Origin of the sequence: Actinomadura oligospora ATCC 43269 (assembly GCF_000518265.1) — a bacterium.
In the GTDB taxonomy this organism is placed as follows: Bacteria; Actinomycetota; Actinomycetes; order Streptosporangiales; family Streptosporangiaceae; genus Spirillospora; species Spirillospora oligospora.
On sequence record NZ_JADG01000003.1, the window covers coordinates 595,263 to 619,107 of the forward strand.

Annotated in this window: 26 protein-coding genes; 13 read left to right on the top strand and 13 right to left on the bottom strand. The window is 72.9% G+C overall.

Translation table 11 applies throughout. The annotated features are described in order from the left end of the window. The first annotated feature begins 1 nt into the window (after position 1). Together P696_RS51945 and P696_RS0102360 are read left to right on the top strand one after the other, a co-directional pair. Positions 2 to 745 carry a 2OG-Fe(II) oxygenase gene (locus P696_RS51945; RefSeq protein WP_157429474.1) on the top strand — a complete coding sequence of 248 codons (744 nt, stop codon included), beginning with the start codon at positions 2 to 4 and terminating at the stop codon, positions 743 to 745. Next, positions 742 to 2,076 (top strand): MFS transporter, encoded by a 1,335-nt coding sequence (locus P696_RS0102360; RefSeq protein WP_084336675.1) that lies wholly within the window; start codon positions 742 to 744, stop codon positions 2,074 to 2,076. Before P696_RS51945 ends, P696_RS0102360 begins: the two co-directional genes overlap by 4 nt. A 19-nt stretch (positions 2,077 to 2,095) precedes the next feature. On the opposite strand, the gene P696_RS0102365 is transcribed toward P696_RS0102360, so the two are convergent. Next, positions 2,096 to 2,779: an ABC transporter ATP-binding protein gene (locus tag P696_RS0102365; protein ID WP_026411071.1), complete on the bottom strand. Its 684-nt coding sequence runs from the start codon at positions 2,777 to 2,779 to the stop codon at positions 2,096 to 2,098. After that, a complete protein-coding gene (locus tag P696_RS0102370) occupies positions 2,776 to 3,864 on the bottom strand; it encodes an ABC transporter permease (RefSeq protein WP_026411072.1) in 1,089 nt (362 codons plus the stop codon). The genes P696_RS0102365 and P696_RS0102370 overlap by 4 nt, the downstream gene beginning before the upstream one ends. A gap of 172 nt (positions 3,865 to 4,036) precedes the next feature. Here P696_RS0102370 and P696_RS58645 point away from each other — a divergent pair, with 172 nt between their 5' ends. Both P696_RS58645 and P696_RS0102380 read left to right on the top strand, forming a co-directional pair. Continuing rightward, positions 4,037 to 5,257, top strand: coding sequence for a sensor histidine kinase (locus tag P696_RS58645; RefSeq protein WP_026411073.1), 1,221 nt, complete (start codon positions 4,037 to 4,039; stop codon positions 5,255 to 5,257). Further along, entirely contained in the window at positions 5,254 to 5,889 is a 636-nt protein-coding gene (locus tag P696_RS0102380) for a response regulator (RefSeq protein ID WP_026411074.1), read from the top strand. The genes P696_RS58645 and P696_RS0102380 overlap by 4 nt, the downstream gene beginning before the upstream one ends. Before the next feature lie 57 nt (positions 5,890 to 5,946). On the opposite strand, the gene P696_RS0102385 is transcribed toward P696_RS0102380, so the two are convergent. Continuing rightward, positions 5,947 to 6,369: a hypothetical protein gene (locus P696_RS0102385; RefSeq protein ID WP_026411075.1), complete on the bottom strand. Its 423-nt coding sequence runs from the start codon at positions 6,367 to 6,369 to the stop codon at positions 5,947 to 5,949. Positions 6,370 to 6,573: 204 nt separating this feature from the next. Here P696_RS0102385 and P696_RS0102390 point away from each other — a divergent pair, with 204 nt between their 5' ends. Beyond that, positions 6,574 to 7,296, top strand: a complete 723-nt coding sequence (locus P696_RS0102390) for a hypothetical protein (protein WP_026411076.1) — start codon at positions 6,574 to 6,576, stop codon at positions 7,294 to 7,296. Between the two features lie 69 nt (positions 7,297 to 7,365). Here P696_RS0102390 and P696_RS0102395 read toward each other — a convergent pair whose 3' ends face one another. From P696_RS0102395 to P696_RS53560, 3 genes are read right to left on the bottom strand one after another with little or no spacing between them, the layout of a single operon-like run. Continuing rightward, positions 7,366 to 7,869, bottom strand: coding sequence for a hypothetical protein (locus P696_RS0102395; protein WP_026411077.1), 504 nt, complete (start codon positions 7,867 to 7,869; stop codon positions 7,366 to 7,368). Then, a complete protein-coding gene (locus P696_RS42725) occupies positions 7,850 to 8,299 on the bottom strand; it encodes a COG4315 family predicted lipoprotein (protein WP_211245586.1) in 450 nt (149 codons plus the stop codon). The genes P696_RS0102395 and P696_RS42725 overlap by 20 nt, the downstream gene beginning before the upstream one ends. A 49-nt stretch (positions 8,300 to 8,348) precedes the next feature. Continuing rightward, positions 8,349 to 8,909 carry a COG4315 family predicted lipoprotein gene (locus P696_RS53560; protein WP_026411079.1) on the bottom strand — a complete coding sequence of 187 codons (561 nt, stop codon included), beginning with the start codon at positions 8,907 to 8,909 and terminating at the stop codon, positions 8,349 to 8,351. A 313-nt stretch (positions 8,910 to 9,222) separates the two neighbouring features. Between P696_RS53560 and P696_RS0102410 the strand changes: the two genes are divergently transcribed. After that, positions 9,223 to 10,659, top strand: coding sequence for an ATP-binding protein (locus P696_RS0102410; RefSeq protein ID WP_026411080.1), 1,437 nt, complete (start codon positions 9,223 to 9,225; stop codon positions 10,657 to 10,659). Positions 10,660 to 10,690: 31 nt separating this feature from the next. Here the strand turns inward: P696_RS0102410 and P696_RS0102415 are convergent, their stop codons facing one another. Both P696_RS0102415 and P696_RS51950 read right to left on the bottom strand, forming a co-directional pair. Further along, positions 10,691 to 11,566 (bottom strand): hypothetical protein, encoded by an 876-nt coding sequence (locus P696_RS0102415; protein WP_026411081.1) that lies wholly within the window; start codon positions 11,564 to 11,566, stop codon positions 10,691 to 10,693. A gap of 77 nt (positions 11,567 to 11,643) precedes the next feature. Next, positions 11,644 to 12,597 (bottom strand): LuxR C-terminal-related transcriptional regulator, encoded by a 954-nt coding sequence (locus tag P696_RS51950; RefSeq protein ID WP_026411082.1) that lies wholly within the window; start codon positions 12,595 to 12,597, stop codon positions 11,644 to 11,646. Between the two features lie 192 nt (positions 12,598 to 12,789). On the opposite strand from P696_RS51950, the gene P696_RS0102425 reads away from it, so the two are divergent. After that, positions 12,790 to 13,269: a cupin domain-containing protein gene (locus tag P696_RS0102425; protein ID WP_034482745.1), complete on the top strand. Its 480-nt coding sequence runs from the start codon at positions 12,790 to 12,792 to the stop codon at positions 13,267 to 13,269. Positions 13,270 to 13,309: 40 nt separating this feature from the next. Here P696_RS0102425 and P696_RS59005 read toward each other — a convergent pair whose 3' ends face one another. Beyond that, positions 13,310 to 13,759, bottom strand: coding sequence for a hypothetical protein (locus tag P696_RS59005; RefSeq protein WP_170026293.1), 450 nt, complete (start codon positions 13,757 to 13,759; stop codon positions 13,310 to 13,312). A 247-nt stretch (positions 13,760 to 14,006) separates the two neighbouring features. Between P696_RS59005 and P696_RS0102435 the strand changes: the two genes are divergently transcribed. From P696_RS0102435 to P696_RS0102445, 3 genes are all read left to right on the top strand, one after another. Continuing rightward, entirely contained in the window at positions 14,007 to 14,498 is a 492-nt protein-coding gene (locus P696_RS0102435) for a VOC family protein (RefSeq protein ID WP_051466814.1), read from the top strand. Between the two features lie 90 nt (positions 14,499 to 14,588). Beyond that, complete coding sequence (locus tag P696_RS0102440) at positions 14,589 to 15,665, top strand: Acg family FMN-binding oxidoreductase (RefSeq protein WP_026411086.1); 1,077 nt, start codon at positions 14,589 to 14,591, stop codon at positions 15,663 to 15,665. A 120-nt stretch (positions 15,666 to 15,785) separates the two neighbouring features. Then, complete coding sequence (locus P696_RS0102445) at positions 15,786 to 16,643, top strand: universal stress protein (RefSeq protein WP_084336791.1); 858 nt, start codon at positions 15,786 to 15,788, stop codon at positions 16,641 to 16,643. A 19-nt stretch (positions 16,644 to 16,662) separates the two neighbouring features. On the opposite strand, the gene P696_RS0102450 is transcribed toward P696_RS0102445, so the two are convergent. Then, on the bottom strand, positions 16,663 to 19,032 hold the full coding sequence (locus P696_RS0102450; RefSeq protein ID WP_026411088.1) for a heavy metal translocating P-type ATPase: 2,370 nt from the start codon (positions 19,030 to 19,032) through the stop codon (positions 16,663 to 16,665). Positions 19,033 to 19,230: 198 nt separating this feature from the next. On the opposite strand from P696_RS0102450, the gene P696_RS0102455 reads away from it, so the two are divergent. After that, positions 19,231 to 19,971, top strand: a complete 741-nt coding sequence (locus P696_RS0102455; protein WP_026411089.1) for a hypothetical protein — start codon at positions 19,231 to 19,233, stop codon at positions 19,969 to 19,971. 117 nt (positions 19,972 to 20,088) lie between these two features. Here P696_RS0102455 and P696_RS0102460 read toward each other — a convergent pair whose 3' ends face one another. From P696_RS0102460 to P696_RS0102470, 3 genes are all read right to left on the bottom strand, one after another. After that, complete coding sequence (locus tag P696_RS0102460; protein ID WP_026411090.1) at positions 20,089 to 21,099, bottom strand: aldo/keto reductase family protein; 1,011 nt, start codon at positions 21,097 to 21,099, stop codon at positions 20,089 to 20,091. Between the two features lie 37 nt (positions 21,100 to 21,136). Continuing rightward, positions 21,137 to 21,409: a TrmO family methyltransferase domain-containing protein gene (locus tag P696_RS0102465; RefSeq protein ID WP_034482746.1), complete on the bottom strand. Its 273-nt coding sequence runs from the start codon at positions 21,407 to 21,409 to the stop codon at positions 21,137 to 21,139. Between the two features lie 92 nt (positions 21,410 to 21,501). Continuing rightward, on the bottom strand, positions 21,502 to 22,290 hold the full coding sequence (locus P696_RS0102470; protein WP_026411092.1) for an SAM-dependent methyltransferase: 789 nt from the start codon (positions 22,288 to 22,290) through the stop codon (positions 21,502 to 21,504). Between the two features lie 262 nt (positions 22,291 to 22,552). On the opposite strand from P696_RS0102470, the gene P696_RS42740 reads away from it, so the two are divergent. Both P696_RS42740 and P696_RS0102480 read left to right on the top strand, forming a co-directional pair. After that, on the top strand, positions 22,553 to 23,095 hold the full coding sequence (locus P696_RS42740) for a hypothetical protein (RefSeq protein WP_034482749.1): 543 nt from the start codon (positions 22,553 to 22,555) through the stop codon (positions 23,093 to 23,095). Positions 23,096 to 23,140: 45 nt separating this feature from the next. Next, positions 23,141 to 23,815 carry a hypothetical protein gene (locus P696_RS0102480; protein ID WP_026411093.1) on the top strand — a complete coding sequence of 225 codons (675 nt, stop codon included), beginning with the start codon at positions 23,141 to 23,143 and terminating at the stop codon, positions 23,813 to 23,815. Positions 23,816 to 23,845: the final 30 nt, after the last annotated feature.

Here is a 23,845-nt window from a genome sequence, read left to right on the forward strand (position 1 = left end):
CATGAGAGTCGCGCAACGCGGCAGACGTTTCCTGGTCATCGACGACTTCCTGGACGAGGCGGCCCTCGTCGCCACGCGGGGCATGGTCGATCGCGCGGACTACACCAAGGTCGACAGCGTCATCGCCCCCGATGACGACGGCCCCGCCTACCGCTCCAGGGGAACGCAGTTCACCGAGGAACTGGGCGGGGCGGACGTCCCGGGACGTCCGCGCGTGTACCGAGAGGTGACGCGCACGGTCCGATCACACCCGGAGCTGTACGGCGTGGGTGGCACGGACTGGAACCGCGTCGGGTTCACCTTCTGGAAGTACCCCGCCGGGAGCCGCCTGGGCTGGCACAACGACGAGGGCGGCGGACGCCGCGGCGAGTTCATCCTCTTCCTCCACCAGAGGTGGCGTCCGTCGTGGGGCGGCGAACTGCTGCTCCTCGACGAGGACCCGGAGCCGCTCCTCGGATCCGTTCCGGCCCACCCGGATCCGTCCGTGCTGATGGAGCGCCTGCTCGACAGGTGTCCGACCAGCCCGGTGGCCGTCCTGCCGAGACCGAATCGGCTCGTTCTCGTGAAGGCGGGCACGGTCCACCAGATCCACCGGGTGGACCGCACCGCCGGGGACGCCGTCCGCCGGACGCTCACCGGGTTCGTCTCCCAGGACGACCAATCCCGCCGGGCGGCACGCGAGACGTTCGCCTCCACCCTCGGACGCTGGGACGACTCCCTCCACGCGGGAGCGCGCGGTCGATGACGCGACGACTGCTGCGAGCCATGAACCTCGACGAGCTGGCGGGCCGCCAGGAGCGGCTCCTCGCGCTCGGCCTGGCGATCCTGCACGTCGGCACCGGGATCTCCTACTCCGTCCTCGCCCTCTACCTGCTCCGGCACGTCCACCTCAGCGCCGCCGCCTACGGCGCGGGGATGAGCCTCGCCGCCTTCCTCGGGATCGCGTCCGGGCCGGTCGCGGGTTACCTGGCGGACCGGTTCGACGCGTTCCGGCTGTACGCCGTCCTGATGTGGACCATGTGCGCAGGCACCGTGGCGATCATCTTCGCCGCCCCCTGGACGGCACTGGTCCTGCTGTGTGTGCTGATGGTCTGCGGACGGGGCAGCGCGACGGTGATGTCCGTCCTGGTCGGCCGGACGATCGCGGTGGACCGCCGGGTGCGCTACCGCGCGGTCGTCAAGACGATGAGCAACTCGGCGATGCTCGCCGGTCTGGGGCTCGGCGCGCTCCTGGTCTCGGACGGGTCGAAACGCGTCTTCGAGGTCGGCTTCGCCGTCGAGGCGCTGATGTTCGTCGCCGCGAGCGTGCTCGTCCACCTCGCCAGATCCCAGGCCACCGAGACGCCCGCCTCCGCCGAGAGCACGGATCGTACGGAGAGCGCGGCGAGCGGGTGCGAGGACCGCTCTCCAGCCGGGCGACAGCGGTTCGGGGTCCTTCGCGACAGGCGGCTCCTTGCCCTGACGGTCGCGAGCGGCGTTCTCACGCTGCCGGTCTCCGTGCCGACGGTCGCCCTCCCTCTCTGGGTCTCCTCCCATCGGCACTGGCCGTTGTGGCTGGTGCCGCTGGTCACCACGATCAGCACGTTCGGGGTCGTCCTGCTGCAGATACCGGCCTCGCGCAGGGTCACCGACGTGCCGACCTCCGCGCGGGCGGCGCGCAAAGGGGGAGTCCTGTACGCCGTGGCCGTCGCGCTGCTTCCGCTCTCGGCCCTCACGGACCACACCGTGGCGGCGGTCGTCATCGTGGTCACCATGGCGGCCGTGCTGGTGGTCGGGGAGATCTATTCGGCGGCGGGCACCTGGGGGCTCGTCTACGGTCTCGCCCCGGAGAGCGCGCTCGGTCAGTACCAGGGCGTGTTCAGGCTGGGCGGCGATGTGAGCATGGTGGCGGCGCCGACGTTGTTCGCCTGGCTGGTGGACGACGCGAGCCTGCTCGGCTGGGCGGGGCTGGCCGGGGTGCTCCTGGTCGCCGCGGTCCTGCTGGTTCCGATCAGCCGGTACGAGCCGTCCCGGGGCGGACCGTCCTCCACCCTGTCAGGCCGCCGCGAGACCTGGGACATGGGCGGAGGCGCATGACGCGTCGTGGACTCCCGGCTCACTGACTGGACGCCGGTAGCCGGAGGCGGCCGTCGTGGACCTCGGCGACCTGGTCGACGGCGGTGAGGTGGGTGCGGTCGTGGGTGACCAGGACCGTGGCGGTGGACCGCTGGTGGGTGAGGCCGGTGATCAGGTCGATGACGGCGGCGCCGCGTTCGTGGTCGAGGGCGCTGGTCGGTTCGTCCACCAGCAGGACGGTGGGGTCGTTCATCAGGGCCCGGGCGATGTTGACGCGCTGGCGCTGGCCGCCGGAGAGCTGGTGGGGACGGCGGTCGGCCTTGTCGGTCAGGCCGACCGCGTCCAGGAGCTCCATCGCCCGGCCCCGGGCCGCGTGGGCGCTGCGCCCGGCGATCCGGGCCATGACCTGCAACTGCTCGGCCGCGGTGAGCGAGGGCAGCAGGTTGGGCTGCTGGAAGACGATCCCGATCTTGTGGCGGCGCAGCTCGGCCAGCTCGCGCCGGGTCAGGCCGGTGGTGGAGGCGCCGTCGACGGTGACGGTGCCGGAGTCGGGGGCGATCAGGGTGGCCGCGACGGCGAGCAGGCTGGACTTGCCGGACCCGGAGGGGCCGACCACGGCGGTCAGGCTGCCCTCGGGGACCTGGAGGCTGACCTGGTCGAGGGCGGTCAGGCGGGTGTCGCCGTCGGGGTAGGTGAGAGTGATGTCGGTCAGGACCAGGCTCATCGGACGCTCCCCAGGGCGGTCAGAGGGTCGACGGAGGTGATGCGGCGGATGGACAGGGCGGCTCCGAGGGCGCCCAGCAGGATGATCACGGCGGCCGGGATGAGGATCGTGCCGGGTGTGAGCAGGAAGGGCACGGCGGAGCCGACCACCAGCGCTCCCAGGGCGGCGGCGATGCCGGTGCCGATCAGGGTGCCGGCGGTGAGCAGGACGAGGGCCTGGCCGAGGGCGTCCTTGAGCAGGTCGGCGGTGGAGGCGCCCAGGGCCTTGAGGACGGCGACGTCGCCGCTGCGCTGGATGGTCCACACCGTGAAGAAGGCCCCGATGACCAGGGCGGAGATGGCGAACAGGAAGCCGCGCATCAGCTGCAGCGAGCCGTTCTCGGAGGTGTAGGAGCCGATCGCCGACAGCGAGTCCCGGGTGGAGACCGTCTTTGTCCCGGCCTGCTTGTCGATGGCCGCCGTGTCGGCCCCGGACGTGGTGCTGAGGGCGATGACGGTGGCGGTCGGGCCGTCGCCGCTTCCGGTGGGCGGCGCGATCTTCTGCCAGGTGGCCAGGCTGGTCCAGATCACCGGGGTGTGGCTGAAGGAGGCGTCGCCCCGCACGGCGGCGACCTTCAGCCGCCGCCCCGCGACGGTGAGGGAGCCGCCCGGCTGCACGCCGAGATCATCGGCGGCGGCGGTCGACAGCACGACCGCGCCGTCGCTGATCTTGTCGCTGTCCGGGGCGAGGTGGGAGCCGGGCTGGACGCCGAACGCGGAGACGGCCGTGCTGCGGTTCCCGGCGGTGGCCTTGGTCGTGGTGATCCCCAGGGGATCGGCGCTCCGCACGCCGGGAGCCCCGCTCCACCGCTGCCACTGTGCCCGGGTGACGGTGGAGTCGGAGTAGGACGGGCCCTGGCCGCCGCTCGGAGCCTGGAACGCGATCTTGTCGGCGGGCAGTCCCGTGATCGCGGAGATGTTCTGGCGGCCCAGGCCCGCCGTCAGCCCCGACAGCAGCCCGACCAGCAGGGTGATCAGGACGATGACGGCTCCCATCAGGGCGAAGCGCCCCTTGGCGAACCTCAGATCTCTCCAGGCGACGAACACGGCCTCGGCCTGTCCTTTCCGGTGGGTGGAAGCGGTACGACTCCACTCTCGCCGCCGGGGAACCAGCGCACATCTGGCCCAGGACCGCACTTGGCGGGCCGAAGGACGTGACGCGGTCTCTAACTTTCGATGGAGGCCGCTGGACGCCCGGCCTCGTAGCCTGGGAGGCACTGTGAAGACCGCCGCTCCCGACCTGACCCCGACCACCCGTGCCCTGGCCTGGTGCCTGCACCTGCTGGTCGTCGGCCTGCTCGTCCTGGCCGTCGGCCGGGCCGTCGCCGACGACCGGGCGCACGCCGGATGGATCGCCGTCGCCGCGGCGGCGTGCGCGCTGGTGTACGCCGCCGGGCCGCTGCTGCCCCGCGTCCGGCTGTCCCGGCGGGCCGCCGCCTGGTGGCTGGCCGCCGTGGGCGCCGCGTGGCTGGCGCTGCTGGCCCTGTCGCCGGAGGCGGTCTGGTTGGCCTTCCCGCTGTACTTCCTCCAGCTCCACCTGCTGCCGCGTCGCGCCGGCCTGGTCGCCGTGATCGCGACCGCCGCGGCGGCGGGCGCCGGGTTCGCCGGTCATACGGGCTCCTTCAGCCCGCCCTTCCTGATCGGTCCCGGGCTCGGCGCCGCCGTCGCCGTCGCGGTGGTGTGGGGATACCAGGCGCTGTACCGGGAGAGCGAGCGGCGCAGGCGGCTGATCGAGGAGCTCACCGCCACCCGCGCCGACCTGGCCCGGGCCGAGCACACCGCCGGTGTCCTCGCCGAGCGCGAGCGGCTGGCCCGCGAGATCCACGACACCCTCGCCCAGGGCCTGTCCAGCATCCAGCTGCTGCTGCGCGCCGCCGAACGCGCCCTCCCCGGCAAGCCCGACGCCGCCGCCCGTCACGTCGAGGCGGCCCGTCAGGCCGCCGTGGACAACCTCACCGAGGCCCGGCGCTTCGTCGCCGCCCTCACCCCGCCCGCCCTGGACGACACCACCCTGGCGGGCGCCCTGGAACGCCTGTGCGCCACGACGTCCACCCGGCACCGGCTCACCGCGCGCTTCCGTCTCATCGGCGACCCCGCCCCGCTGGCGACCGCGCACGAGGTCGCGCTGCTGCGCATCGCCCAGTCCGCCCTGGCCAACACCGTCCGCCACGCCGAGGCCACCACCGCCGACATCACGCTCGGCTACCTCGGTGACCGGGTCACCCTGGACGTCGTCGACGACGGGCGCGGCTTCGACCCCGCCCACCCGCCCGTCCCCGACCCCGAGACCGGCGGGTTCGGGCTGCCCGCCATGCGCGCCCGCGCCCAGGCCCTCGGAGGCGTCCTGACCGTCGACTCGGCCCCCGGCCACGGCACCACCCTGACCGCCTGTGTGCCCCTCGTCGCACCGGCCGAGACCGAACGTGAGGCCCGCCGATGACCGACACGCCCATCCGCCTGCTGCTGGCCGACGACCACCCCGTCGTGCGGGCCGGGCTGCGCGCGGTGCTGGAGACCGAGCCCGGCCTGGTCGTGGTGGCCGAGGCCGCCACCGCCGAGGACGCCGTCACCCGCGCCGCCGAGGGCGACATCGACGTGGTGCTGATGGACCTGCAGTTCGGCAAGGGGATGGGCGGGGCCGACGCCACCGCCCAGATCACCGCGCGGCCGGGAGCGCCCCGCGTGCTGATCGTCACCACCTACGACTCCGACGCCGACACCCTGCCCGCCATCGAGGCCGGAGCCACCGGCTACCTCCTCAAGGACGCCCCGCCCGAGGACCTGGCCGCCGCCGTGCGCACCGCGGCCGCCGGACGCACCACGCTGGCACCCACGGTCGCCGACCGCCTGATGAACCGGCTGCGCACACCGGCCGTCACCCTGACCCGGCGCGAGACCGAGGTGCTCGCCCTGGTCGCCGGCGGCCTGTCCAACCAGGCCATCGGCGACCGGCTCCACCTGACCGAGGGCACCGTCAAGTCCCATCTGGCCCGGGTCTACGCCAAGCTCGGCGTCGACTCGCGCACCGCCGCCGTCGCCACCGCCACCGACCTCGGCCTCATCCGCCGCTGACCTCGCGGGTCGCGTCGGCGGGTGAACCGGCTGGCCGTGGCGCGCGACCCTTCGGCTTCAGCGTGTGCGGCGTAGCGCCGTGTACTGGAGGGCTCCGAAACCGGCGACGACGACGGCCTGGAGCACCGCCCACACGGCCCCGACGGTGCTCAGCGAGAACCAGCCTGCGACCACGGTGATGACACTGAGCGCCGTCCACAGCGCGTTCGCCTCGATCACGGCCGTCACGGCGCCCCGCCGGGGCCGGGCGGACATCGAGATGACCCACACGGCGGCGGCGTACAGCAGGAGGAACGCGCCCAGTGCCCGTCCGGTGCCGGTGTCGAGTCCGAGCAGGTCCTGGAGTGGAGCGGCCAGGGCGAGGTAGAGCAGGCCGTTGGCGCCGGTCACGATCGCGTCCAAGCGCAGTGCCAGCCGCAGCAGGCGGCTGCCGTCGGCGAACAGGCCGGTCGAGCGGCGGGTCGTGGCTGTCGTGGTCATCGGCGTCCCCTTGTTCGACGTTGTTTCCTCGATGTCCACGACGTTAGGGAACGTCCGATAGCCGGAGCGATTACCTGGGACGTAGCCGTGGCCGGGAATCGCGCCCACCGGTCACCGATTCGGCCGCCAGGCGGACGCACGGCTTCCATGTAGTTGGCGTAACCATCTTGACCACCTACAGGTCCGACTTCTAGCGTAGGCGGCATGACGGTTAATGACACCTACACGATGCTCGACACGGCCCGGCGCCTCCATGTGCTCGGCGACTGGGACCATGCCGCCGCGCTGCTGGACGCGGAGGAGAGCGCCGAGGCTCTCGAACTGAAGGCCGAGATCCTGTACGAGCGGTTCCTGTTCCGGCTCGACGGCATCGAGGCCGCGGCCGACGCGATAGCGGCCCTCGATCCGGAGTCGACGCAAGGCCGTCTGCTCGCCGCCCGGCTGGCCTACACCCGGCTGCTCTTCCAGCTGGACCCGCTGCCGGGGGACTACGAGACCGCGGAGGCCGGGTACCGCTTCGCCTCCGCCGACCCGAAGGCGCACGGATGGGCCGAGTTCCACTGGGGCGCGCTCGTGGACAACGTCCGTGAAGACGGTGTCGCCGCGAAGGCGCACTACGCCAGGGCTCTCGAAGCCTCCCAACGGGAGGGCGACCCGATTCTCGAGTCCATCGTGCTCCGCCACCTGGCCTGGCACGTGATCGAGGGCGGCGATCGCGAAGAGGGGGTGCGGATGCTGCGACGCTCGCTCCATCTGCGTTCCGCGGTCGGCCTGCGTCCGCAGATCGCCGCCGCCCAACTGCTGCTCGCCGCCGAGTTGCCCGCGGACGATCCCGAGCGCGCCACCCTCGTCGAGACCGCCCGGACCATGGCCGACGAACTGGGCCTCAGCTGGGTTCGGACCGGCCTCGAGAAACTGGCCGCGTAGGAGCCGCCGACAGGCGGCGGCTGCGCCGAGAGGCCCTGAAGGTCCGCGCCGCCACCGTGCCGGGTGGCTTCACTCGCCGGACGTTTCCGAGGCCACTCGGCGCGCTTCCAGGGCGACGAACGCGACGAGGGCCAGGACGGCGGCCGTCTCCAGGCCGAGCGCCAGCCAGACGGCGGCTCGGTAGCCGTACTCGTGGAAGCCGAAGAGGGTGGCCTGCTCGCTGACGAGCAGGCCGATGATCGTGCCGACGAGGAACACGATGGCGGCGAGCGCGACGAGCACGTGCGGGGCCCGTCCGACGAGCGGCACCGACCGGACGATCGGCAAGGACCGCAGAAAGCGCAGGGACGTCGGCGGCGCGGCCAGGACGAGCCCCAGCACGACCGCACTCACGACGTTGGCCGCGAACAGACCGCCGATGGTCGGGATGACGCGGTAGTGGTCGGCGACGTACTCGTACAGGTGGACGGCGCCGACCCCGAACAGCAGCAGCACGGCCAGATACCGCAGCAGGGCCGGAACGAGCGCGCCCGCGCCGGTCGCCGCGCCGCGTTCAGCGTTGGACGCGGCCATGCGCACTCCCTGTGGCCTGGATCTGTCCCTGAGGGCTGACGGCGAACCACGGCGCGCCGAACTGGGTGATGCCCTGGCCGTGGGTGTCGCCGCGTCCGGTGTCGGCCTGGTAGTAGTACAGCGGATGCCCGGCGTAGACGAGCTGGCGCGGACCGTCCGGACGGGCGATCGTGGTCAGCAGGCCCGCCTGAGCCCCGCCGGACGCTCCGGGCCGTCCCTGGGTGGTGGCCGGAGGCCAGATGCTCGCGCACGCGCCGAAGCAGCTGGACCGGTTCGGCGGGTCGGCGACGAACAGGTACAGCGTGCGGCCCTTGTCGTCCACGATGATGCGCCCGAGCGGCGGCACGGCCGCCGTCGAGAGTCGCTGGTGGCCGGGATGCCGCGAATTGGTCGCGAAGGAACAAGCAGCGGCCAGCAGCACCCCGGCCACGACAGCGGACCACCTCCGCCATGCGGGGGTGGCCCGACGGCGCGGCGGGTCAGTAACCACCGCCACCGCCACCGCCGTGATCACCACCCTGCTCGACCTTCTTGCCGGCGGGGGACACCACGTACCAGCCGCCACCGAACTGGTTGAGGCCCTGGCCCTTGGCGCTGCCCTTCATGCCGGCGTCCGGCGTGTAGTAGTAGAGCGGATGCCCGCCGTAGGTCACCTGCGTCTTGCCGCCGCTCCTGCTGGTGGTGCCGAGCATCGACGCCTTCGCGCCCGAGCCGGCCTGCGGCTTGCCCGTGGTGATGACCGGCGGCCACACCGCCGCGCACGCACCGGAGCAGGACGACGTGGTGCCGTGGTCCTTCTCGAACAGGTACACGGTCCTGCCCTTGCCGTCGACCAGCACCTTGCCCAGGTTGCCCACCGTCGCCGCCGCGACCGTCCCCCCGGCCCTGGCGACAGGTGGGGACGTGGGCGTGGAGGTGGGGGGCGTGATGGTCATGGCGGGACTGTGCGATTCGGTGCTGTTCGACTTGGACGAGTTGCCGGACGAGCCGCAGGCGGATCCCGCGATCGCCAGCGCCGCCACGAGAACCGTCGCGCTCACGACGCGGCCTCGCCACGGCCGGCACGTCGGAGCGGGTGATCGCACGGTGTCGCACAGGTTTGTTCGGGACATCACAGAGCGTCCTTCCCTGGAGATGTCGGCCTCGGCTCCCCGACGCCGTCCCTATCCGGCTTGGACCAGTACCCCCGGAAGCGGCCCGAGAACTGGACTTTTCCAGACGCTGACCTGGTCTTTCCGAGCCGACTATCCCCTCGGGAAGCCTCACCTGCCGAGGCCCTCCCGGGGAACCTTCGACTACGCTGCTCTGGTTTCGAGAAACGAGCAGTGGATCATGGATGGCCGAGGAGGAAGCATGACCGCCGTCGAGCCAGCCGAGCTGCGCCGCCTGTTCCTGTTCGAGGACCTGGACGACGAGAAGCTGAAGTGGCTGGCGACCTACGGCTGCGAGCGGACCTACGCCGCGGGCGAGACCATCTGCGCGCAGGGCGACCCGGCCGAGTTCTTCTACGTCCTGCTGGACGGCCAGGTCGCGATGACGCAGCAGGTCCGCGACCATCCCGTGGAGATGACCCGGTCCGGGACGCCCGGGGTCTACGGCGGCGCGGTGCAGGCCTACATCGGCGAGCGGATCGAGCAGCGGTACGCGCACACGCTGCGCGCCCTGCGCCCGTCCCGGATGTTCGAGCTGCCCGCCCGCAAGTTCGGCAAGGCCGTCCGCTCGTGGTTCCCGATGGCGACGCACCTGCTCGAGGGCGTGTTCTTCGGGATGAACAACGCCCGGCGCCTGGTGGACCAGCGGGAGCGGCTGACCGCGCTCGGCACCATCACCGCCGGGCTCACCCATGAGCTGAACAACCCTGCCGCGGCGGCGGCGCGCGCGGCGGCCGAGCTGGGGGACCGGCTCGTCGGCGCGCAGAAGCGCCTGGTCGAGCTGGCCTCGGGCGGCGTGGACTGCGAGCACATCGCCCGCCTCGTCGCGCTCCACGACCGCCTGGTCGGCGACGGGCACTCCCAGCCGTCCCGCGACCCGATCGCGGTCAGCGACGCCGAGGACGAGCTCGGCGACTGGCTGGACGAGCACGGCGTCGACGACGCCTGGGACCTCGCGCCCGCCCTGGTCGCCGCCGGGATCGGCGTGGACGACGCGGAGCGGGTCGCCGAGATCGCCGGGGACCGGATCGGCACCGCGATGGCCTGGCTCACCGAGACGCTGGAGGTCGCGCAGCTCCAGGCGGAGATCTCCGAGGCGACCACCCGGATCACCGGCCTGCTCGACTCGGCCCGCCAGTACTCCCAGCTCGACCGCGCCGACCACCAGAGCGTCGACCTGCGCACCCTGCTCGACAGCACCCTCACCATGCTGAAGCGCAAGGTCCCGCCGGACGTGCGGGTCCGCACCGACTACGCGTCCGACCTGCCGCCCGTCCCGGTGTACGCCGCCGAACTGAACCAGGTCTGGACGAACCTGATCGTCAACGCCCTGGACGCCATGGACGGCTCGGGGACCCTCACCGTCCGGACGTTCCGCGAGAACGGCCAGGCCGTGGTCGAGATCGCCGACACGGGCGGCGGCATCCCGGAGGAGAACCTCGACCGCATCTTCACGCCGTTCTTCACGACCAAGCCCGTCGGCCGCGGCACCGGCCTCGGCCTGGACATCTCCTGGCGCATCGTGGTCGGACGGCACGGCGGCGACATCCAGGTCGCCTCGACGCCGGGCGACACCCGCTTCCAGGTCCGCCTGCCCCTCACCGCCCCCACCCGCGCGCCCGACTCCGACGAGGAGTGACGAGCGCGGGCGAGGACGATCGGACCGGTCCTCAAACGCAGAAGAGCAGGGACGGCAGCGCCTCGTCGACCCAGTCCCAGAAGGGCGTCCCAGGGGGCTCGGAGTCGCCGTTGATGCCCGACAGCGCGACCCGGGGGCTCCCGTCCGGGTCGCGATCGGTCATGTCGAGGAAGTAGGCCTCGGCGGCGGAGTCGCAGGTGCAGAACCGGACATGACGGTCGAACTCGCCGTTCGTCGCGCGGACGAACTCGTCGTCCTCGTCGTAGTCGGCGGGATCCTCGCCCGCGTGGTTCTCGATGATCGACGCGCCGAGCGTGGTGGTGAAGCGGTCGAGCCGCTGGACGAAGTCGAAGGACGTGAGGGAGGCGTGGACCGCCGCGAGGTCGCGGACGGGGGCGGGGAGCGGCTCGTCCAGCAGGGGGACGATGTCCGCGGGGCCGAGGCGGGCCGGTGCCGCGCCCCACAGGATCTCCAGCTTGCCGTGCTCCGAACCCGGCAGGTCCGCCAGGGTGCGCGGCAGGTCTTGCGAGCGGTCGGCGAGATACAGGTACCCGAGCAGGTGTTCGCCGTCCAGGGCGACCAGCGCCATGCCCAGCACTTCCGCGCGCAGCGCCGCGAGGAAACGCGGGCAGCGACCGGCGACGGGAGCCCAGACGTGCTCCAGGGCCTCGGCGAGGTTCGCGCCGGGCGGCACACCCCACGGGGAGTCCGCGGCGAACGGGATGTCGTCGTCGCCGCCCAGCAGCAGGAGCCCGCGCAGCTCCGCCGTGTCGCTCGACCGCAGCCGCTCGTCGCGCTGGAGCAGGCCCGCGCGTGCCGAACTGTGCCGCAGCAGCCGCGCGATGACGTGCGGGTCGCGGTCGGCCAGGGCGAGCCGCCACGCGTCGCCGATCTCCTCGAGGTTCATGATCATGACGGTAGTCAGCGGCGCGGTGGCGCGCGGGAGGAACGCGAGTTCCCGTGGACGACCCCGGATCTCCGGCGTCAGTCGTCGCGGCCGAAGGCGAGGGCGTAGCCGGGGCCGGAGTCGCGGTACACGTCGCCGTGGCCCCAGCTCAGCACCTCGAACCGGACGTGGACGGACTCGGCGCGCATCCCGGTCAGCTCCGCCATCATCTCCTCGGACAGGTCGACGATGGCGGGGACGTCGTGCTGCGCGATCGCCCAGTCGGCGGGTCCGAAGTCCTCCACGACGCCGGTGACGCGGTGCCCGCGGTAGACGATCCGGACGCGGGTGCCGAGCGGCCAGTAGGGGCTGGCGACCGTCCGGTGGGACATGCGCGCGCCACGGGCGGTGGCCGGGTCCCAGAAGGACGTGGCGGTCGCCGTCCCGGACGGTAAGCGCGACCGTCGCCGAGACGCCGACGCAGAAGGGGACGCCGACGCGGGGGAGGGGGCTGATCGGGACGGGTGGGGTTTCCGTCTCGGCGCTCGCGCGGTGTCGGCCGAGGCTGCCGCCGACTCGGCCGTCCGCCTGTGGCTCGTGGGCGGCGGGGCCTTCTCGGGGGACGGCGCGCGGGACGACACCGGTGACTGGAGGGCGAACGCGGCGGCGGCCCCGCCGATGAGGACCGTCCCGGTGATCGGGATGATCAGCAGCGCCGCGATCCGGCCGTGCCCCGCGGACTTCGGGCCGGTCGCGGGGGCGAGCCGTTCGCCGCGCGTCTCGGGCAGCGCGAACTCGGCCAGCAGCGTCGCGAGGTGCTGCTCCATCGCGCGTTCGGAGATGTCGAGCAGCTCGGCGAGCAGGGCGTTGCAGTGGCCCGCGACGATGAGACCGAAGACCTCCGTCTCGCGCGCGGTCAGCGTGGCCTGGTTGTGCCGCAGGATGCGGGTCGCGCCGTCGTCCGGCTCGGGGACGGCGGGCTCCCCGGCCCGCAGGATGAGCCTGGTGAGCCGCACCAGCTGGTCCGCCGCCTCCCGGGCCGGTTCGTTCACGCGTCCTCACGCTCCCCGAAATCCCACAATTCGGATACTGAGAGTAATCAACTATCGACACTGCGGAGTGTAGGGTCTTCGCGTGGGTAACGGAAGGTCTGGCAGAGGCAAAGAGTGACGGGAGTGACTGCTGAGGCCGGGCCGCCTCACACCGGTCCGGGGGCGTCCGGGCGGCGGTGGCAGAATCGGGCCGTGAGCGACGCGAGCGAAGACGCGAGGACGGCGGACGAGGCGTCCGGCACGGCGGCCTGGCACACCCGGATCGAGCATGTGCGCGGCGACGCGCTGACCGGCGACACCGCGCAGACCTCGGGCATGCGGCGGCTGGAGGCGATCTCCGGCCGGACGGTCGGCTCCGAACGGCTGTGGATGGGCCGCACGCACGTCGGCCCGGAGACGAACTCCGGCGACCACCACCACGGCGAGGCCGAGACCGCGATCTACGTGGTGTCCGGGCACCCGGTGTTCGTGTTCGCCGAGGGCGACCGCGAGGTGCGCGTCGAGACCTCGCCGGGCGACTACGTGTTCGTCCCGCCGTACGTCCCGCACCGCGAGGAGAACCCGTCCGCGGACGAGGAGGCGGTCGTGGTCATCGCCCGCAGCACCCAGGAGGGCGTCGTCGTCAACCTGCCCAGCCTCTGGGCCGACGTCGACCGCCCCGGCCGCGAATGAGCGCCCGCCTAGGGCGCGGACGCGATGGGGAGTGTTCGGATCAGCTCGCGGTGAACCCGTAGGAGGGTGACGGACAGGACGACGAGGATGGCGTCCAGGAGCAGGACCGAGACCAGCGGCGGCGGCCACCCGGCCGCGATTCCGGCGGCGGCGCAGGCGGCGCACGCGAGCAGCCGGGGCCTCCAGGCGCGCTTGGTGGTGACGTGGTACCACCACGCCTGCGTGAGCAGGTACAGGATCGGGCCGCCGAACAGGAGCAGGCCCAGCCGGGCGCCGCCGGGGCCGGTGGGGGGGCGATCAGCAGCTCGGCCCCGACCGCCAGGAGCACCAGGCCCGCGAGGGTGCCGTACTTGCCGTTCACCGCGCGGCGGACGGGCAGCAGCGGGTCGGCCGTGGTCGCGACCCGGCGCGTCACGACCTCCTCGCCGCCGCCGAAGAAGGTCGCCCACAGGCAGACCAGGGCGACGAACACGCCGAGCGCGGCGGCCACCGTCGGCGGGGCGACCGGCGCGGCGGAGTCGGTGATCGGCGGACGAGGGGGAGGCGCGCGTGCCGTCCCGCAGGGTGTCCGGAATGGTGGTTTTGGGGAGTGAGGGGCGATGGCCTGGTGGTGGCCTTGTCGGCCCTTGGTGTGGTCATGGGGGAAGCGACGGAAGAATCGGTTCGGGACGGTACTTATCGGACCCGCCTTGCGTTGCCGCCGAACGCAGAGGGCGCAAAGAAGGGAAGGGATGGGCATGGCTGTCTCCAGCACCCCGATCGGCCTCACCCGGGCCGCCCACGTCGGCATCTCGGTCTCGGACCTGGACGTGTCGATCGCGTTCTACAAGGCCCTCACCGGAACCGACCCCGTCGTCGCGGACGAGACCATGAACAGCGTCCCGTTCGGCGGCTCCCAGGGGCTGCCCACCGCGAAACTGCGGTACGCCACGTTCAACCTGGACAACGTCGGCATCGACCTCATCCAGTTCCAGGAACCGGTCGGGCAGCGGACCAACGGCGTCGCGAACCGTCCGGGCTCCATGCACCTGTGCTTCAAGGTCGACGACTTCGACGCGGTGCACCGGCGCATGAAGGACGCCGGATACGACTTCCTCGGCGACGACTACACCTTCCTCGCGGGCGAGGTCACCCCCGAGGCGGCGCTCGGCACCAAGGTCGCCTACTTCAACGACCCGGACGGCACCAACCTGGAGATCATCCAGCCCGAGGGCGGCTTCGCCAACTGACGAAGGCGAGGACGTCCCGACGGCGAGGCGTGTGGCGCGGACCACGCGCACGCGGTCTGAGACGCGGGACCCGCTGGAAGGGAGCCGGCCATGGAGGCCACGGCCAGGACCGTTGCCGAGCGCGCGATCGAGGCCGCGATCTGGGCGCCGTCGGTGTACAACACCCAGCCGTGGAAGTTCGGCGTCGAGGACGACCGGCGGATCGCGCTGCGCGCCGATCCCGACCGGCGGATCGTGGTCGCCGACCCCAGCGGACGGGAGATGATGATCAGTTGCGGGGCCGCGCTGTACACCCTCCGCCTGGCGATCCGGCACCTGGGACATGAGCCGGACGTGCTCCTGCTGCCCGATCCGGACCGGCCGTACCTGCTGGCGACCGTGGTGATCGGCGCCGGCACCGGGGAGGACGCCGCCACCGACCCCGACCAGGGCCGGCTGTACGAGGAGATCTTCCGGCGGCGGACCCACCGCGGGGCGTTCCGCGGCGATCCCGTCGCCTCCTCGGTGCTGGAGACGCTCGAGCGGGAGGCCGAGTCCGGGGGCGCCCGGTTCCTCGTGGCGGCCGATGAGCACGTCCAGGGCGCGCTGGCCGGGCTGACCCAGGCCGCCGACCACCTGGAGCGCGCCACCATCGAGTACCGGCAGGAGGTCGCCGGGTGGGCGCCCCGGCCGGGCAGCACCCGCCGGGAGGGCCTGCTGGACGACGCCTACCGGAGCGAGGACGTCTCCACCGAGCCGCACTTCCCGGCCCGGGACTTCGCCCGCGGGCAGGGATGGGGCGTCACCGAAAGCGAAAGCGAAAGCGAAAGCGAAGGCGGAGGCGGCGACGGTGAGGGTGGCGGCGGGCGCGAGCCTGCGGGCGACCTGTCCACCGGCCTGGTGGCGCTGCTGGTGACCAGTGACGACACGGCGCGCGCATGGCTGCGGGCAGGGGAGGCCCTGCAGCGGGTGCTGCTGCGCGCCGGGGTGGACGCCGGGCTGTCGGCGGCCTTCCACACCCAGGCGCTGGAGATTCCGGAGCTGCGCGCGTTCATCGGCGAGCGGTTCTGCTCCGGCGCCCATCCCCAGATGCTGATGCGGCTCGGCGTTCCGGCGGGTGAGCAGATGGCGTCCGTCCGGAGGGCGGCCGAGGACGTCACGCGGCGCGAACCCACGTCCGCCTGGTGAGGCGGGCGGGGACGCGCACGGTGGTCCCCGGAGCGTGGGCTGGCGTGGGGGCCCTCAAGCCCGGCGTGCGACTCTGGGGTGAGGCGCGCGACGGGAGGGACTGAGCGGAAGGACGGCATGATGAGCTGGGGTTCCTCCATCCTCGTCGGCTATGACGCCACGCCCGACGGCGAACGCGCCCTGCGCTGGGCCGCGGCCGAGGCCAAGCTGCGGAGACTGGCGCTGAACGTCTGCCACGCGTGGCGCTGGCCCTATTCGGTCAAGTACATCGACAACGAGGGCGCGGCGATCGTTCGGCGCATGGGGCAGAACCTGCTCGACCAGGGCGTCCTGCGCGTCAGGGACGTCGCCCCGGCCGTCCCGGTGAAGGGGTACCTGGCGGACGGCCCGGCCGACGCGGCGCTGATCCACCTGTCCGGCGAGGCCGAGATGATCGTGGTCGGGGGCCACGACCCGGCCGAGATGGCGCTCGGGTCGACCTCGATGCGGCTGCCCGCCCGCGCCCCGCGTCCCGTCGTCGTGGTGCGGCCCGGGGGCGGCGGCGAGCACCGGCGCGTCGTGGCGGGCTTCGACGGCTCGTCCGGGTCGGACGCGGCGCTGGCGTTCGCGTACGAGGAGGCGGCGGTGCGCGGGTGGACGCTGCGCGTGGTGTACGGCTGCTGGGAGCCGAGCGCCGCCTCGGCCGACGAGCTGTCCCTGTTCGCCGACCGGGAGCGGCTGCGGCAGGTGCGCGGCGCCGAGCTGGAGCAGTCGGTGGCGTCCTGGAGCACCAAGTATCCGCAGGTGGACGTCCAGACGGCGCTGACCGTCACCTCGCCGCGCGAGGCGCTGTTCGAGGCCGCGGAGACCGCCGACCTGCTCGTGGTGGGAAGGCGCGGCGCGGGCGGCATCGACCGGCTCCGCGTCGGCTCCACGACCGGCGCCATGCTCGTGCAGGCTCCGTGCGCGGTCGTGGTCGTCCCGCCCGCCGGATCGTGAGGCGCCGCGGGCCCGGCGGTCAGCCCTCGGTGTGCGACGGGGTGTCGGCGAGGACGAAGTAGTGCTCCTCCTCCTGCGTGAAGTGCAGGCGCAGGACGGCGGCCAGGTCCCCGATGGCGCGGCGCAGCTCGGCGCGCGTTTCGGCGCGGCCGGGCCCGTCTTCGTCCGCGTGCCCGGTGCGGCCGTGGTTCTCCTTCAGCTCGTCCCGGAGCAGGTCGATGCGGCGGGACTGCTCGGCGATCTCGGCGTGCGCGCGGCTCATCGCGCCCGTCGGGTCGGATCCGCCGAGCGCGGACGCGACGGCCGGGTAGAGCAGCGTCTCGTCGCGGCGCTCGTGCTCGGCCAGGTCGTGGAGGAACGAGGTGAGCTCGGCGTCGGCGGCCTCGCGGGCGGCGGCGTCGGGACCGGTCAGGGCGTCCGCCAGGGCGGGCAGCCCCTCGATGCGCGGCCACAGCCCACGGTGCTCCTGGTCCAGGTCCCGGACGAGCTCGGCGGCGTCGCCGCGCAGCCGGGGCCAGCGGTCGCGGCCGGGGCCGAGGGCCCGCAGCGCGGCGAAGATGGCCGCCAGGTCGACGACCTCCTGGACGACGGCGCCGAGCGCGGGGGTGAGCAGCCCGAACGCCGCGACGACCATCGCCGCCAGCGACAGGCCCATCCCGCCCACGACGCTCTCCCGGGCGATCCGCTGGGTGCGGCGCGCGATGGCGAGGCTCTCGGCGAGCCGCTCGAACCGGTCGACGGTGATCACCACGTCGGCCGCCTCGGACGACGCGGTCGCGCCCCGGGCCCCGAGCGCCACGCCGACCCCGGCGGACGCGAGGGCCGGGGCGTCGTTGACGCCGTCCCCGGCCATCACGGTCGCGGCGTGCTCGGTCTCGGCGCGGACGATCGCGACCTTCCCGGCCGGGGTCTGCTCGGCGTGGACCTCGTCCGCCCCGACCAGGTCCGCGATCGGGCGCGCGACGGCCTCCCGGTCCCCGGTCACCATCACGGCCCGTTCGATCCCGGTGTGCCGGAGCATCTGGAACGTGCGCGCCGCGTCGGGACGGATCCGGTCGCGCAGCAGCAGCGTCCCCGCCAGCCGGTCGTCGAGGCCCACGAACACCGTGATGGCGCCGCGCGCCGCGGCCCGGGACCGGACGCGGCCGAGCCACGCGGCGTCACCGGGCTCCGAGCCCGCCCAGGCGGCCTTGCCGACCGCCACGGGACGCGCGCCGACCAGGCCGCGCACGCCCTGCCCGGCCTCCTCGGAGACCTCGGCGGGCAGGCTCAGCGGCAGGTCGCGGTCGCGGGCGCCCCGCACGATCGCGGTGGCCAGCACGTGCGGCGACACCTGGTCCAGGGACGCGGCGGCGGCCAGGACCTCGCCGGGGTCGACGCCGTCGCGCGTCACGACGTCGAACAGCTCGGGCCGTCCGGTGGTGACGGTGCCGGTCTTGTCGAATAGCAGGACGCGGGCGCGGGCGAGCCGCTCCAGCGCGCCGCCGCCCTTGACGACCACGCCGCGCCGGGCGCAGCGCGACAGCCCGGAGACGTAGGCGATCGGCGCGGCGAGGATCAGCGGGCACGGCGTCGCGACGACCAGCACCGCGACCGCCCGGACCGGGTCCCGGGCCGCCGCCCACGCCACGCCCGCCAGGACGAGCGTCACCGGCAGGAACAGCCCGGCGTACCGGTCGGCGAGCCGGACGAACGGGGCGGACCCGGCCGCGGCCTCCCGCGCCAGCCGGACGACCCCGGCATAGGCGCTGGACGACGCGTCCGTGGTGGCCCGCAGCGGGAACGGCCCGCCCGCGTTGACGGTCCCGCCTTGCGCCTCCTCGCCCGTGTGCCGCTCGACCGGCAGCGGCTCCCCGGTGAGCGTCGACTCGTCCAGGACGGCGGGACCCTCCTCGACCCGCCCGTCCACCGGGACGACCTCGCCCGCCCGGACCTGCAGCCGGTCGCCGGGACGCACCTCGGCGACGTCGACGGTCGTGACGCTCCCGGCGTCCTCGCGGTGCGCGACGCGCGGGGCCAGCGAGAGCAGCGCCCCGAGGTCCCGCTGCGCGCGCCGTCCGGCCCGGCGCTCCAGGGCCTGCCCGCCGGTGAGCATCACGCCGATCACCGCGCCCGCCAGGTACTCGGCCGTGGCGAGGGCCCCGGCCAGGGCCAGCACCGCGATCACGTCGCTGCCGACACTGTGCCGCCGCAGCCCTTCCACGACCCACCACACGGCCGGGACGAGCACCGCCGCCGTCACGATCGTCCAGAGGACGTCCGCGACGCCCCGCGCGCCCGCCCACCAGGCCACGCCTCCCGCGACCAGCCCGCCCAGCGTCAGGACCAGCGACACCTCGTACCGCAGGTCCCACAGCCTGCGGAGAGCGGTCCGCCGCGGTGTCCCCATGGCCCGTCCCCTTCCGGCCGCCCGCCTCCCCTCCGTGAGAACATCATCGCCCACAGTGATCCAGCGAGTGCGGGCGGGCATGGACGCCCGCGAGGTCGCACGGCGGGTTCTGCTTCGGGACCGGGCCGCGACCCCGCCGCGTGACCGGGATGCTGCGAAACGCCACGGTTCGACCGGAAGATCACTAACCTTCCGGGGATGAGCGATGCCTTTCCGCAGCACGTCCTGTGCGTCCTCGGCACCGGCCTGGACCTCGCCGAGGTCGAACGCGTCGCCGCCGGGTTCGGCGGGTTCGTGCTCGACCACGAGTACTCCGCGTCCGAACCCGACGACCGGATGCCGGAGGCGTTCGCGGCGAGCGGCGCGGCGGTGTCCTTCGAGGACGCCGACCGGGCCGCGGTCGAATCCCACGACACGGTCGCCTACCTGCTGTCCGCGCCGATGATGCGCGAGCTCGCGGCCGACACCTCGCGGCGGCTCCTGGCGGCGACGGCCGCGCTGCTGCGGTCCGGCGCCACGGCGGTGAAGCACGAGGGCAGCCGCCTCACGCACGGGCGCGAGCGCTGGCTGGGCATCGCCGACGACGCGTCCGAGGCCACGGGGGAGGCCCTGGCCCTCGCGCTCGTCGAGGCGTGGGTGAAGCGTCCGGTCCGGGACGGCGAGGTGTCCCGGACCTGCGGCATGCACCTGCTGGGCGCGCCCGAGGTGGAGATCGAGATCCACGAGGACATGTCGGCGCGCGAGCGGCGCGTCCACCTGGACGCCCTCGCCCTCTACCTGCTCACCGACCCGCGCGGCGAGGAGATCGAGGACGGCGAGGGCTTCCGCCTGACCGAGGACGCGCCCCGCTGGATCCTCCGCACCGGCGACTGCCACTTCGAGGACCCCGACGACCTCTCCTTCAACCCCTACGGCTACGTCCGCCTGACCCGTCCCTGACCGGACGGCCCGCCTCCCCGGCGGCCAGGACGCGCAGCCCGCCGACGTCGATGAGGTCGAGCCGCTCGACCTCGACCCACACGTCGCCCGAGCCGTGGTCGAGCGCGCACGTGAGGGTCAGCGGCGCCAGGCGGGCATGACGTTGAAGAGGTCGGCGGTCTTGGCGGGGTCGCGTTCGACGAGGTCGCCGAGCGTCTCGTCGATGCGCTTCAGCAGGTCGTCCGGGAGGCGGACGCCCGCGGCGGCGGCGTTCTCGGCGACCTGCTCGGGACGGGACGCGCCGATGATGGCGCCCGCCACGTTCGGGTTCTGCAGCGTCCAGGCGACGGCGAGCTGCGCCATGCTCAGGCCCGCCTCGTCCGCGACGGGACGCAGGAGCTGGACCTTCTCCAGGACGGCGTCCGCCATGTACCGGCCGACGAAGCGGGAGCCCCGGTCGTCGGTCGCCCGCGACCCTTCGGGAGCCTGGCCGCCCGGCGCGTACTTGCCGGTCAGGACGCCCTGGGCGACGGGGGAGAAGACGAGCTGGCCCAGCCCGAGCCGCTGCGACGCTGGGACCACCTCCGCCTCGATGACGCGCCAGAGCATCGAGTACTGCGGCTGGTTGGAGATGAGCGGGACGCGCATCTCGGCCGCGAGGGCGTGCCCCCGGGCGATCTGCCCGGCCGTCCACTCCGACACGCCGACGTAGAGGACCTTGCCCTGGCGGACCAGGTCGGCGAACGCCCGCATGGTCTCCTCGAGCGGGGTGTCCTCGTCGAAGCGGTGCGCCTGGTACAGGTCGACGTAGTCGGTGCCCAGCCGCCGCAGGGACGTGTGGCAGCTCTCCAGGATGTGCTTGCGGGACAGGCCGCGGTCGTTGGCGCCCTCCCCGACCGGCAGGCAGACCTTCGTGGCGATCTCCACCGAGGACCGGCGCACGTCGCGCAGCGCCCGGCCGAGGACCTCCTCGGCGAGGCCGCCGGAGTAGACGTCGGCCGTGTCGAACGTGGTGATCCCGGCGTCCAGCGCCGCCTGGACGCAGGCGACCTGCGCGTCCTGGTCGATCTGCCCGTCCATCGTGAGCCAGTTGCCGAAGACGATCTCACTGACGCGCAGCCCGCTGGTTCCGACCCGTCGAAATTCCATGATCGTCACCATAGACCCGTGACGGCCCGGCGGATCGTCAGTAGTACTCGCGCATGAGCTCGGTGGCCCAGTCCGGCTGCGTGGTCCCGCCCTGCGGGCCGAACTCGGCCATGTACGGCTTGATGTCGAGGACGGGGGTGCCGTCGACGGCGTCCAGGCCCGCCACCGCCTCCGGACCGAACCGCCCCGCGTCCAGGCGGACGATCGCGGTCTCGCGGCCCCAGTCGTCGTCGCGGACCTCCGCCCGGCCGCCGACGACCCGTCCGACCGGCACCGAGACCACGGCGTCCGGAGTGTCGTTCTCGGGCATGTCGGCACCTTCCACTCGGGGGGAGGCCGGAACCGCGAGGCCACGGCAGGGCCGCCCCGAAAGATGCCGCTCCGTCCTCGCCGCTCCGGGCCTCAGGGCTTGCGGCCGACCGCTCCGTACATCCAGATGTCCTCGGCGTCGGACGGCACGGGGGAGTCGGGACGCCACCGCGGGACGGGCACCAGGCCGGGCTCGGCGAGGTCGAAGTCGCCGAAGAACCCGGCGATCTGCTCGACCGTCCGGAGCGTGGCGGGGTTGCGGGTGTTCCGGTACGCGGCGGCGGCCCCCGCCGACGACTGCGGCCGGGTGTCGCCGGTGACGTGGGAGACCAGCAGGTGACCACCGGACGGCAGGACCTCGCGGTACCCCGCGACGAGCTCGTGCGGCCGGTCGGAGTCCGGGACGAAGTGCAGGACGGCCGCCATGAGCAGCGCGAACGGCCGGGACAGGTCGAGCAGTTCGGACGCGGAGCCCAGCACGGCATCCGGATCGCGCAGGTCCGCCGTGACGACCTTGGTCGCCGAGTTGCTGCTCAGCAGCGCGCGGGCGTGCACCAGGACGATCGGGTCGTTGTCCACGTACACCACCCGCGCCGCCGGGTCGTGCGCCTGCGCGATCTGGTGCACGTTGCCCTGCGTGGGCAGGCCCGTCCCGATGTCGAGGAACTGCGTGACGCCCTGCTCGGCCAGGTACCGGACGCCGCGCTGCAGGAACCGCCGGTTCTCCAGCGCGATCGGCCGCACCTCGGGCGCCGCGGACAGCACCCGCTCCGCCGCGTCGCGGTCGACCGCGAAGTTGTCCTTGCCGCCGAGGTAGTAGTCGTACATCCGCGCGGCCGTGGCCACGGAGGTGTCGATCCCGGGAGGTGGCTGCTCCGCCATGTGCGCCGTCCTTCGGCCGTCGGTGACCCGGGGGGACCGGATCCGGTGGGCGGATCCGATGGACACGGATCCGGTGACACGGGTCGCCTGCGATGACCACACCCGATCCGCGGCCTGCCGGCACGCCGTTCGACATGGTTGGACATCCCCGGTCATCGTCGGTGGTTACACAACTACAGCATCCGGCGGACAAGATCACCCGATCCGGCGAATCCGCCTATAGTCGCCGTGCCCGCCCGCCCATCGGCTCCCGAGGTGTCCCTTGACCGACGCGTACTCGCCGATCCCCGAACTGAACCTGCTCAAGCGGTTCGCCGACCAGTGCACCGACTTCTTCGCCCCCGGCTTCGAACTGCGTGAATACGGCAGGGGCGTGGCCTGGTCGGACGAGGAGACCCCGGAATTCGACGCCCGCGTCATCACGTTCGCGCGGGCGACGGCGTCGGGTTCGACCTATGCGTTGTGGCGCTATGACGACGACGCCGACCTCGCCGCCCTGCCCGTCATCTTCTTCGGCGACGAAGGCGACCTCTACATCACCGCGCACGGCCTGCGGGACCTTTTCCACGCCCTCGCCGAGGACGACGACGGCGACACCGCCCCCACCCGCGAGTCGTACTTCGAGAACCGCCGCGCTTACGTCGCCTGGGTGACGAGCACCTTCGGCCCGCCGCCGGAGTACGAACGCGGCCCGATGGCCGAGTACGGCTGGAGGTTCGTCGACTGGCTGCTGGAGGTGGGGATGGAGGACGCCGCCGAGATCATGACCGACAACCTCGAGATCATGGGCGTCGCCCGTCCCTGACGCGTCGGGGCCGCCTGTCGGTCTTGATCACTATGGTGTGGCCGCATGACCGATCTGTACATCGTCTCCTTCGACGAATGCGACGACCGAACCGTGACCGGACGCGTGCATCTCTACAACCCCGATGCCGCGTACTTTCCCGAGAGAAGGGAGTTCCCGGCCGAGCTGATCATGGAAGCCTGGTGGATGATGCTGAACGGTTACTCGTTCGAGCAGGCGCCGTTCGGCCGGGACGAAGGCGTCACCCTCGCCTCGGAGGCGTCCGCCACGGCTCAGATGAACGAGATGCACGAACTCTATTTCGGCCGGAAGATCTGGGTGGACGCGGGCGGTTACCTCCTCGAAGAAGGAAGCAGGAAGCCGCAGGAGCCCCGGGTCAAGGCGTCCGAGGTCTATAAGGACGAACTCCACCCGCACGGCGGGCAGGGAATCGACGGCGGCCGTCATTACCTGATGCTCAGGCCGAAGTCGGGTGAGTTCCGCCGCAGGACCGACGGCATGATCCTGTCGTACGACCTGGGCCGTCCGGGCAACGTCCCGAACGGACGGCCGGTCGAGCGCCTGGACGAGGACGCGGTCTACGAGCTGCTCGACAGGCCCTTCGAGGAGCGTCCGTTCGCGCCGTTCATCGTGAAGGTGACCTCCGCCCGCTACCTGGAGCCGCTGGCCGGCGGGATGCGCTGGCGCACGGCCCACACCGGGCACCTTCCCGACTTCTAGCCTGGCGCGTCTTCACGTGTCGCACAGCTT

Coding starts and splice junctions, on each gene's coding strand:
- P696_RS0102465 (WP_034482746.1), bottom strand. CDS start 21,409: ATGCCCGAGAACGACACTCCGGACGCCGTGGTCTCGGTGCCGGTCGGA.
- P696_RS51945 (WP_157429474.1), top strand. CDS start 2: ATGAGAGTCGCGCAACGCGGCAGACGTTTCCTGGTCATCGACGACTTC.
- P696_RS0102480 (WP_026411093.1), top strand. CDS start 23,141: ATGACCGATCTGTACATCGTCTCCTTCGACGAATGCGACGACCGAACC.
- P696_RS0102445 (WP_084336791.1), top strand. CDS start 15,786: ATGAGCTGGGGTTCCTCCATCCTCGTCGGCTATGACGCCACGCCCGAC.
- P696_RS0102365 (WP_026411071.1), bottom strand. CDS start 2,779: ATGAGCCTGGTCCTGACCGACATCACTCTCACCTACCCCGACGGCGAC.
- P696_RS0102440 (WP_026411086.1), top strand. CDS start 14,589: ATGGAGGCCACGGCCAGGACCGTTGCCGAGCGCGCGATCGAGGCCGCG.
- P696_RS0102450 (WP_026411088.1), bottom strand. CDS start 19,032: ATGGGGACACCGCGGCGGACCGCTCTCCGCAGGCTGTGGGACCTGCGG.
- P696_RS0102360 (WP_084336675.1), top strand. CDS start 742: ATGACGCGACGACTGCTGCGAGCCATGAACCTCGACGAGCTGGCGGGC.
- P696_RS0102410 (WP_026411080.1), top strand. CDS start 9,223: ATGACCGCCGTCGAGCCAGCCGAGCTGCGCCGCCTGTTCCTGTTCGAG.
- P696_RS0102415 (WP_026411081.1), bottom strand. CDS start 11,566: ATGAACCTCGAGGAGATCGGCGACGCGTGGCGGCTCGCCCTGGCCGAC.
- P696_RS0102455 (WP_026411089.1), top strand. CDS start 19,231: ATGAGCGATGCCTTTCCGCAGCACGTCCTGTGCGTCCTCGGCACCGGC.
- P696_RS0102390 (WP_026411076.1), top strand. CDS start 6,574: ATGACGGTTAATGACACCTACACGATGCTCGACACGGCCCGGCGCCTC.
- P696_RS0102395 (WP_026411077.1), bottom strand. CDS start 7,869: ATGGCCGCGTCCAACGCTGAACGCGGCGCGGCGACCGGCGCGGGCGCG.
- P696_RS0102460 (WP_026411090.1), bottom strand. CDS start 21,099: ATGGAATTTCGACGGGTCGGAACCAGCGGGCTGCGCGTCAGTGAGATC.
- P696_RS0102470 (WP_026411092.1), bottom strand. CDS start 22,290: ATGGCGGAGCAGCCACCTCCCGGGATCGACACCTCCGTGGCCACGGCC.
- P696_RS0102380 (WP_026411074.1), top strand. CDS start 5,254: ATGACCGACACGCCCATCCGCCTGCTGCTGGCCGACGACCACCCCGTC.
- P696_RS0102385 (WP_026411075.1), bottom strand. CDS start 6,369: ATGACCACGACAGCCACGACCCGCCGCTCGACCGGCCTGTTCGCCGAC.
- P696_RS0102435 (WP_051466814.1), top strand. CDS start 14,007: ATGGCTGTCTCCAGCACCCCGATCGGCCTCACCCGGGCCGCCCACGTC.